At 31.6% G+C, this 8,155-nt stretch carries 10 protein-coding genes; 1 reads left to right on the forward strand and 9 read right to left on the reverse strand.

Going from position 1 to position 8,155, the window contains the following annotated elements:
- Positions 1 to 666: 666 nt before the first annotated feature.
- The 8 genes from DVW83_RS08090 to DVW83_RS08125 form a co-directional block, all read right to left on the reverse strand.
- Positions 667 to 1,710, reverse strand: coding sequence for a replication initiator protein A (locus DVW83_RS08090; RefSeq protein ID WP_137239271.1), 1,044 nt, complete (start codon positions 1,708 to 1,710; stop codon positions 667 to 669).
- Positions 1,711 to 2,060: 350 nt separating this feature from the next.
- The gene (locus DVW83_RS08095; RefSeq protein ID WP_113842318.1) at positions 2,061 to 2,387 is read right to left on the reverse strand and encodes a hypothetical protein; all 327 of its coding nucleotides are present in this window, start codon (positions 2,385 to 2,387) and stop codon (positions 2,061 to 2,063) included.
- Positions 2,374 to 3,162, reverse strand: coding sequence for a ParA family protein (locus DVW83_RS08100; RefSeq protein ID WP_113842317.1), 789 nt, complete (start codon positions 3,160 to 3,162; stop codon positions 2,374 to 2,376). The genes DVW83_RS08095 and DVW83_RS08100 overlap by 14 nt, the downstream gene beginning before the upstream one ends.
- Positions 3,163 to 3,532: 370 nt before the next feature.
- Positions 3,533 to 3,823: a hypothetical protein gene (locus tag DVW83_RS08105; protein ID WP_000026576.1), complete on the reverse strand. Its 291-nt coding sequence runs from the start codon at positions 3,821 to 3,823 to the stop codon at positions 3,533 to 3,535.
- A 135-nt stretch (positions 3,824 to 3,958) separates the two neighbouring features.
- Positions 3,959 to 4,138, reverse strand: coding sequence for a hypothetical protein (locus DVW83_RS08110; RefSeq protein WP_002300101.1), 180 nt, complete (start codon positions 4,136 to 4,138; stop codon positions 3,959 to 3,961).
- The gene (locus DVW83_RS08115) at positions 4,135 to 4,485 is read right to left on the reverse strand and encodes a hypothetical protein (protein WP_002303114.1); all 351 of its coding nucleotides are present in this window, start codon (positions 4,483 to 4,485) and stop codon (positions 4,135 to 4,137) included. The genes DVW83_RS08110 and DVW83_RS08115 overlap by 4 nt, the downstream gene beginning before the upstream one ends.
- The gene (locus DVW83_RS08120) at positions 4,478 to 5,803 is read right to left on the reverse strand and encodes a Y-family DNA polymerase (RefSeq protein ID WP_113842332.1); all 1,326 of its coding nucleotides are present in this window, start codon (positions 5,801 to 5,803) and stop codon (positions 4,478 to 4,480) included. The genes DVW83_RS08115 and DVW83_RS08120 overlap by 8 nt, the downstream gene beginning before the upstream one ends.
- Positions 5,804 to 6,264: 461 nt before the next feature.
- Positions 6,265 to 6,696: a helix-turn-helix domain-containing protein gene (locus DVW83_RS08125; protein WP_231437208.1), complete on the reverse strand. Its 432-nt coding sequence runs from the start codon at positions 6,694 to 6,696 to the stop codon at positions 6,265 to 6,267.
- 177 nt (positions 6,697 to 6,873) lie between these two features.
- On the opposite strand from DVW83_RS08125, the gene DVW83_RS08130 reads away from it, so the two are divergent.
- Positions 6,874 to 7,476, forward strand: coding sequence for a recombinase family protein (locus DVW83_RS08130; protein WP_113842333.1), 603 nt, complete (start codon positions 6,874 to 6,876; stop codon positions 7,474 to 7,476).
- On the opposite strand, the gene DVW83_RS08135 is transcribed toward DVW83_RS08130, so the two are convergent.
- Complete coding sequence (locus DVW83_RS08135; protein ID WP_137239274.1) at positions 7,473 to 8,039, reverse strand: hypothetical protein; 567 nt, start codon at positions 8,037 to 8,039, stop codon at positions 7,473 to 7,475. The genes DVW83_RS08130 and DVW83_RS08135 overlap by 4 nt on opposite strands.
- Positions 8,040 to 8,155: the final 116 nt, after the last annotated feature.

Here is an 8,155-nt window from a genome sequence, read left to right on the forward strand (position 1 = left end):
GGCATAGATTCATTGTAATATCACGTATTTTTAACTTTTACAAGTTCAAAAAAAGTGGTATCACTTTTGAATATCTGTTATACTAAAGTCCGTTGCGGGTCATACCGTAACACTGAAAGGTAAACGCATTAAGGGATTAAAGGGTTTCTTAATGCCACCTGTGGACGTCGACGAAGGTTACCAGCCTTCCGAGTCTCACAGGGCCTTTCTTTTTTTGTATTTTCAATTGTCCAAATTTATCGTCCAAAAGTGCAGAACGAAAATCAATTCATCACAAGCATAGCAGACAATTAAATTTAAAACAACTAAAATTATACAAAAAAATGTAAATGAATATTAGCAACACTGCCTGAAAAGAAGTAATATCAGGCTTTTCAGCTTAGGTAAATAAATGAATTACCTCTTTTCACGAATTATTATAACTCAAAAAAACGTAAATGCAAACACTTGTTCCCTTTTTTTGAGGTGAAAATAACCATTTAAGTTTACGATTATGACTTTAAAATCTACGATTGTGATTCTTTTCGTAATTTTTTAATCTAAAAACTACGTAATAACAATTAATTTATTGTAACATTTGTAATAAAATTAAAATTATAAAAAAAATCTAATTTGGTGTTATATTTTTTGAATATACTTCAACTAAAAAATTACCTTAACGCATATTTAGACTACATCGGTTGTCCAATCGTTTAAAGAGACTTTCGGTAATTCTTGGCTTGATTCAGCTTGTTGTTTTGCAGCAATCGGGTTTTCCATAAACCAGTTCTTAACATAAACAAAGATTAAATTTTGAATGTTTTCGACTTTTTCTGTCTTCTGTTTTTGATAGGCTTTTAAAAGTGTTTGATATAATTCTTGTTCAGCATGAATACCGTAAATATCAATCTCTTCAAAAATAATTTTAGTTTGAGTATCTTTTTCTGCTTTTACTTTTGCGTTATGAATTGTCTGAACTGTCTTTTGAGCTTCACTATAACTAGCCGAAAATGTTTTAATCAAACTTAGTACTCGTTCAGGAACAAAGGTAGCAATGCTATTGTCTTTCATAATTGTTTCAAAATTATCTAGTAATACTTGTTCCTGTAACTGATCTTTTTCAGTGTCTATATTGTGTCTATTAGTGTCTAAAGAATTAGAAGAATAGAATAGATTGTCTGCGATTTTCGCAATTACGGTTGAGTCCTTGTTATGACTGGCTTTTACCGTATTTGCGATTTCCGCAATTACGGTGGGATCATTGATTTCTTGCGGTTTCACCGTATTTGCGATTTTCGCAATTACGGTAAGATCATTATTGTCTTCATCTTCTATGATTTTAAAAACGTCTTGAGTCGTAACTTCTGGCTTGCCTAAGTACAATAAATTAGGCATAGATTCAATCTTACCGTCACGTTTATTTACTCTTCCTCTTTTCTGTTTCAGAAGACCTGCTTTTTCTAACTCCTTTTTGATTTTAGATACTTTACCTTCACGGCATTGTAACAATTTCATTAATTCTTCAACTGTGAATATGAAGAATATATTATCATCAGAATCTACCCAGTTATTTTTAACTGAATAATCAAAGCGATCTTTAAGTAGCATATATGCAATTTTTGCATCATTTGATAGATCCATGTATTTTTCGTTAGTAAAAAATACCTTAGGCATTTGATAATATTTTTCACGATAAATTTCTTTTGATTTGTAATAATTAAAATCATTCATAGCTAATCCTCTTTCTGTAGGATAGCGTTTTGTTTAAAACTGTGGTACAATGAATTAAACAAATATATCTATCCACTATATATTTTTCTACTGCTGATAAGTCGCCAAACTTTGTTAAAGCAGTAGTATTTTTTTTATCTTTTTTTTAGTTTACCTTAAAAAATAAATTAAAGCAAACCGCTCTAATTCAAGGTTTATCCTTGTATTTATTATATCACGATATTATAATTATATTATATCATGATATTGTGATATTACAATATGCAGATAAGCGACTTATCAGCTTTGATACTACTGATTTTTGTAAAAAAAATATCACGATATTATAATATCGTGATATTGGATTACAATTAAATTTTATTTTGTTTCTTTGCTAGTTTGTATCCTTCAATTAAGTATTCTTCAGGTATAGATTTTAATAGCGCATCTTCTATAACGTCTGGTTTGCTTTTGTCCGATTCAGCAATAGTCGTCCAATATTTGAGTGCTGACATTAGTATTGGATTTATGCGAATACTATCTGCTGTTCTTACACTACTTCCTTGATCTTTTATGACCTTACTTATATTTTTCTTAGTTAATTCGATTTCTTCTACTTCTTTTGATTTAAAATTCTTTTTATTTTTATTTCCTAATAGTCTACTTACTGCAGCTTGACTGCGATTATCTTCCACCATCAAAATCACCAACTTCTTTTAAATATTCTTCTGTAAATGCTTTGTAATCATCTTCGGCTGTTGAGGGTTTATTAAAATTAATTAGATCTGATCCAGCAGCTTGTGCTTCGTCAACGGTTATTGTTCTACGAATATACGTTTTAAAAATTTTTGCACCAATGACTGTAGAAATTTCAGTTGCTGCAGACGTCATTTCTTTAGAAATGTTATAACGCTTATTATACTTAGTAAATAGGACTCCTCGTACTTCAAGCTTGTCGTTCGTATATTCTTTTACCGTTTCAATAGTTTCACTTAACTTTATTAGTCCTTTTAATGAGAAATACGCAGCTTCAACTGGAATGATAATTTCATCAGAAACAGTAAATGCGTTGACTGTAAGCATTCCTAAACTTGGTGGACAATCAATTATAATATAATCATAGTTGTCCTTGATTGGTTGAAGTACTCTTTTAAGCCTGTGTTCACTTCCTACTTGAGTAAATTCCCTTTCTGCGGAAGAAAGGGCTATGTCGGCTGGCAAAACATCAATTCCTTTATAGTCCAGAATAGCATCTGTAATGTCAGCCTCCCCTTTTAATACTTCATAAATTGTAGGTTGGTTTGTTCCATCTATATCGAAACCTACATTATCTGTAGCATTTCCCTGAGGATCAATGTCTACTAAAAGTACATTTTTACCGTAAACAAATTTCAAACATGCTGCTAAATTAACGCTAGTCGTAGTTTTAGAAACTCCACCTTTTTGATTGGCTACTGACAATATTCTTGCCATTAAAATATCCCCCATTCATCTTATATTATAATATAATTATATCATAATATTGTGATGTTGCAATATCGTATTTGCATTATATTGTAATATTGTGTAATTATTTTGTTTTAAAGATATATATATCGGTTCGGATATAAAGATCATTCATATGTTATTCGAAATTAAAATAATCACTTTTTTTTACTTTAAAATTTTTTACTAATGATAAGAAATATGTTTTGTGAGCAGCAACTAGAATAATTTAAACATTACTAAACTGTCTATATTGTTACTAATAATTCCCTTCTTATAGTACATTTTCTTAGAAAAAAAGCAATATTACGATATCATGATATTAAGATATCGTAATATTATACAATTGTGATTGATATTATATATGTTTTTTTATTTTTTTATCATGTTTAATCTTGAAGGAATCATATTCTTTTTCTAAAGACAGGAGCTTTTCATAAACATCAGACATGTTCAAACTAGAGGCCAGGCTTAAATCATAAACGAATGAAGCAGGTAATGATTTTATTCTACGTTGTCGGGTTATCCAGCTTGCAACCGTTCCTTGTGGGTAGGCATATAACTCACAAAATTGTTCTACAGTGATTCCTAAATTCTTGATAATGTAAACATTGATCGGGTGCGAGTAAACAAATGTATTGATAGACATGGTGCGTAAGCCTACTTTCCTTTATTATTGCGTTTGCAATAATAGTTTAACACACGCATTATTCTAGTATCTACTCCTATTTGTAAAAACAAAAAAGGATTCATAGAGATAACTCTATAGAATCCGTAAAATACCTTATATAAATAACGGGAAAATATAAAACCTAAAATTATGATAACCTGCTGCAGCTTCTACATAGAAAGAGAAGCGCTCAACACCAACCTCATTTATCAAACGTTGGCCATAACCCCAAATCTCTTCTGATAGCTGATCAAAGGTTATATACTTTAGCTCATATTGCTGGATAATGTTCATTCTAATCGACTCCATTTATTATCCTGGTAAAATTCGATATGACGTATTTCGTCGTAGTGAATTTTGTCTTTTCCAACGTAGATCCCCAGCTCATCACTACCTAATATCTTGCCAACAATATCTTCTGGATAGTATCCTTCAGCGTTTCGTTCTTCTTTTTGAATAGATACTGATCTATTTTTTATGACTGCAGCGTTCAATACTTCCGCAATCTCTTCAGTCGTCATTTGTTCTTTTGCTAAATTTTGACTGGTTCGTTGTTCATTGTCGGCATCAATTTCTTCAGTATGATCAGATAAATAAAACCCTGCCCACTTTAAACGTCCACGATCATTGTAATCAATCATTTTTAATTCCCCCATTTCCGCCCGTATGACCACCAACAAGTGTGCTTCTAGTAATGCTTCTAGCGCCTTCTAACATTGAAGAAGCATGTACAATCGACGTAAAACCATATTTTTGCCGAATCTTGTCAATAATTTTATCTAAATTTTCTTCGTCAATTTGCTTTTGTGGATCACTAAATAAATCCAGCTGAAGCGAATCGGTGTACACAAGCTTGCTATAGGTTATTCCAACGTGCCTTACTTCTTGTCCTTCATAATACTTATCAAATAAGAAAAGACAATAATTCTGCAATTCCTTTGTATTATCTGTGATAGGGATTTTCATCTGGTGTGAAAACCCTGGTCTCGTTTCTAAGATCGACGTACCAATGTTTAAATGAACGCATCCTGTTTTACAATTATGCTGTCTGATACGAATGGCTACTTGTTCCGCCATTTCTTTTACCACCAGCTCGATTTCATTTCTTCTAGTATAATCTCGTGGTAACACTTGTGAATTACCATAAGATTTTTCCTTTGTCGGTTCTGGTGGGATCGCTATATCTGTTCGATCGATTCCGTTAGCATGGAAATACAGCTGTAATCCAATCACACCTAATCTATTCTTAATCGTATAAGGATTCCAGTTAGCAAGGTCTCTAATGCTCAAAATTCCCATTTGGTTGAGCCTTTTTTTCATTCGCGAACCAATTCCCCAAAAGTCCGTCATTTCGGGAATATTCCATACTTTCTCAGGAACGTTTTCGTACTTCCATTCCGCAATAAATCCTTCATTATGCTTTGCTTCATTGTCTAAGGCTAATTTAGCCAAAAGGGGATTATCGCCGACGCCTACCGTAGCAATCAAACCTAACTCTTCTTTAATACGTTCTTGGATCATTTGAGCGAGCTTCTTCCTTCGCTGACTTCGTGTTTCTTCAGTCGTAAAAAGATTCAGTGATCGGGTCACTTTTAAGATTGATTCATCGATCGAGTAAATCAGTAGATCTTCATCAGCCACATATCTTCTGAAAATATTATTTACCTGCATATTTCGCTTGATATATAGGTTCATACGTGGTGGAACAACGTGTAGTGTTTTAGGAAATGGTTGTGGTAAGTCACGTGGTCTACTCACATTTGTAATACCATACCGCTTTTTTGCTTCAGGAGAAGAAGCTAATATCAATCCTGAACCAGTATTATCAGCTCGACTCATAACAACAAGTTCTGTTGTTAATGGATCTAAATTTCTTTCTATACATTCGACACTTGCGTAAAAGCTTTTCATATCGATTAAAAAGTAATCATTTACTGGCTCTTTTGAATAATCCATCATAAATAACACTCCATTCTTTCACATTATACAAACATATGTTCGATATTGTAAAGAAGAAATAGCTAAATACATAAAAAAAGAAGCATAGGTATGCTATCACCCTGCTTCTTCTTTTGATTTGTATGATCAATTTATTCTATCACTTTACTAATTAATTTGAAAATCTAATAAAAACTCTCACTCTAAAAGAGTGAGAGACTGCAAATTAGAGTACGGACTTTTTTGGAGTTCCGTTTTTTAATATTAACAAATGAATAAAATCCTTACAACATTTGAGAATAAGTTATCAGTAGACACTTACAAAAAATTCTCATACTATTGTCACTTTTCTTTTTAAATGGCAAAAATTTTTACTAATAAATGACAATTTAGAGATTGTCTTATTCTCCTTGTTTAACCAACTATAGGGCTGATTAACTCAAAATGATCTTAAAATCGTTATATGAACATTAAATGCTATATTATTTTCTACATTCTACATAGATTCTCTTACCTGGAATAATTGATAGTCCGAATTTCTGCTTTGCTGGATCAATATATTTGAGTACGACTTGATCTAAGTTTACAAGTTCTAAATTATTTAGTATCCATTGCTTAAGTATCTCTGTTCCTTCTTCAAAAGTTCCAACTTCTTTTTGCGATTGAACAGACCAATTATCTTCTTCAATAACAAAAAAGCGTTGTATGGGTTCTTTTCTACCTGTTAAAGCTTCCATCCCCTCTCTAGTTATTACTAAAGTTTTTCCAAATAATCTGATTTCCCCTTCAGGTATTTTGTTAGGATATTTTTTCTTCATTTGTCTTACATATCCTGAATCATATCCCCATCTTAAACTAGCTTCAGTCGCAGTCATCAAATCGTTGTCATGTAAATCATATTTCTTTTTCGACATGTTACTCTCCTTTTATACACTATAAAGATTATTAATAATGATATTCTTTATAGTGTATAAAAACAAGTGTTTAATTTGAGTGTACCCTAAATAGACACTGGTGAATCATTGAAAAATCTCGATTTCTAATGTATGATTAGGGTGTATTTTAAATAGTTCGAGAAAGTAGGTAAAAAATTGAAAGTTGCTTATATTCGAGTGTCATCGATTGATCAAAATGAACAACGACAAATTACAGAAATGAAAAAGTTCGGTGCAGAAAAAATTTTCATCGAGAAACAATCTGGAGCAACGATCACCCAACGACCGATTTTTCAGGAAGCTTTAGAGTTTGTCAGAGAACAAGATATTTTTATTGTCGAAGCCATCGATCGATTAGGCAGAAATTATGACGAAATCATTGACTCAGTCAATTACCTCAAAAAGAAAAATGTACAACTAATCATCACTAGTTTACCAATCATGGCCGAAGCAATTGGAAATCCTCTCCTGGATAAATTTATTAAAGATTTGATCATTCAGATCTTGGCCATGATTGCAGAGCAAGAACGTACAGAATCAAAGCGTCGACAAACACAAGGTATTAAGATTGCGAAAGCAAATGGAGTCTATAAAGGCCGACCAAAGCTTTACAGTGCTAATGCAAAAGATCCCCAACGTCGCCTTGTTTATAAAAGCATTGTTGAAGATCTTAAAAATGGAATTGCTATTTCAAAGATTGCTAAACAATACAATATAACTAGGCAAACAGTATATAGAATAAAAAAGGATATTCTTTAAGATTCTTCAGAACTATCAATGTATTTTTTTAGTGTTAGTTCTTCGTTTATTCTTGCATAAATTATAATAAATATTTTTATCAACAGCAGATAGTTTGCCTTGTGTTGATCTGATTTAAAGTATATTGTTGATCCGTGTAAATATTTGTTTCTTATAGCTAGTGAATTATTAAATTTCTTGTTATTAAGACAATAATTCAAAAAATCTATTTCGTCCTGTGAAAAAAGAGTCGAATAACTGATACAAGAATCAATAATTTCCATCTGCTCAATGACTCTTTCATCAAATATATATCTCGATACATAACTATGAGATTTAAATAAATTCCTAATATCTATAAAATCTTGAGTTACTGGTATTTTTTCATAAGAAACTTGAATATATTTTTTTGGCAACAAAGAGTCAATTTTCTCGATATCCAGTGGTGGCATATATGAAAGATACTTTAACTCAATTTTTTCATAAGTGACAAGTAACTGATATTGTTTCAAAATTGATTCAAGTTCAATTGCTAGTAATGGTATACGGATATCATATGGTAAATGACTACTAATTTTTCTCATTGAGAAACCTTTAATTTGAAACTCCTTTTCTATTTTATTAGTGAACTACTCACCACTTAGCTAAACCTGACGGTTCTTAACGCTTGAAGTGGGAGCTTCTTGGGAATAGAGCATAC

The organism is Enterococcus sp. VV15 (assembly GCF_005236045.1).
GTDB classification, from domain to species: Bacteria; Bacillota; Bacilli; order Lactobacillales; family Enterococcaceae; genus Enterococcus_B; species Enterococcus_B durans.

Excerpts from the sequence above, each read along its gene's own strand:
- DVW83_RS08090 (WP_137239271.1), bottom strand. The coding sequence starts at position 1,710 with ATGAATGATTTTAATTATTACAAATCAAAAGAAATTTATCGTGAAAAA.
- DVW83_RS08095 (WP_113842318.1), bottom strand. The coding sequence starts at position 2,387 with ATGGTGGAAGATAATCGCAGTCAAGCTGCAGTAAGTAGACTATTAGGA.
- DVW83_RS08100 (WP_113842317.1), bottom strand. The coding sequence starts at position 3,162 with ATGGCAAGAATATTGTCAGTAGCCAATCAAAAAGGTGGAGTTTCTAAA.
- DVW83_RS08105 (WP_000026576.1), bottom strand. The coding sequence starts at position 3,823 with ATGTCTATCAATACATTTGTTTACTCGCACCCGATCAATGTTTACATT.
- DVW83_RS08110 (WP_002300101.1), bottom strand. The coding sequence starts at position 4,138 with ATGAACATTATCCAGCAATATGAGCTAAAGTATATAACCTTTGATCAG.
- DVW83_RS08115 (WP_002303114.1), bottom strand. The coding sequence starts at position 4,485 with ATGATTGATTACAATGATCGTGGACGTTTAAAGTGGGCAGGGTTTTAT.
- DVW83_RS08120 (WP_113842332.1), bottom strand. The coding sequence starts at position 5,803 with ATGATGGATTATTCAAAAGAGCCAGTAAATGATTACTTTTTAATCGAT.
- DVW83_RS08125 (WP_231437208.1), bottom strand. The coding sequence starts at position 6,696 with ATGTCGAAAAAGAAATATGATTTACATGACAACGATTTGATGACTGCG.
- DVW83_RS08135 (WP_137239274.1), bottom strand. The coding sequence starts at position 8,039 with ATGAGAAAAATTAGTAGTCATTTACCATATGATATCCGTATACCATTA.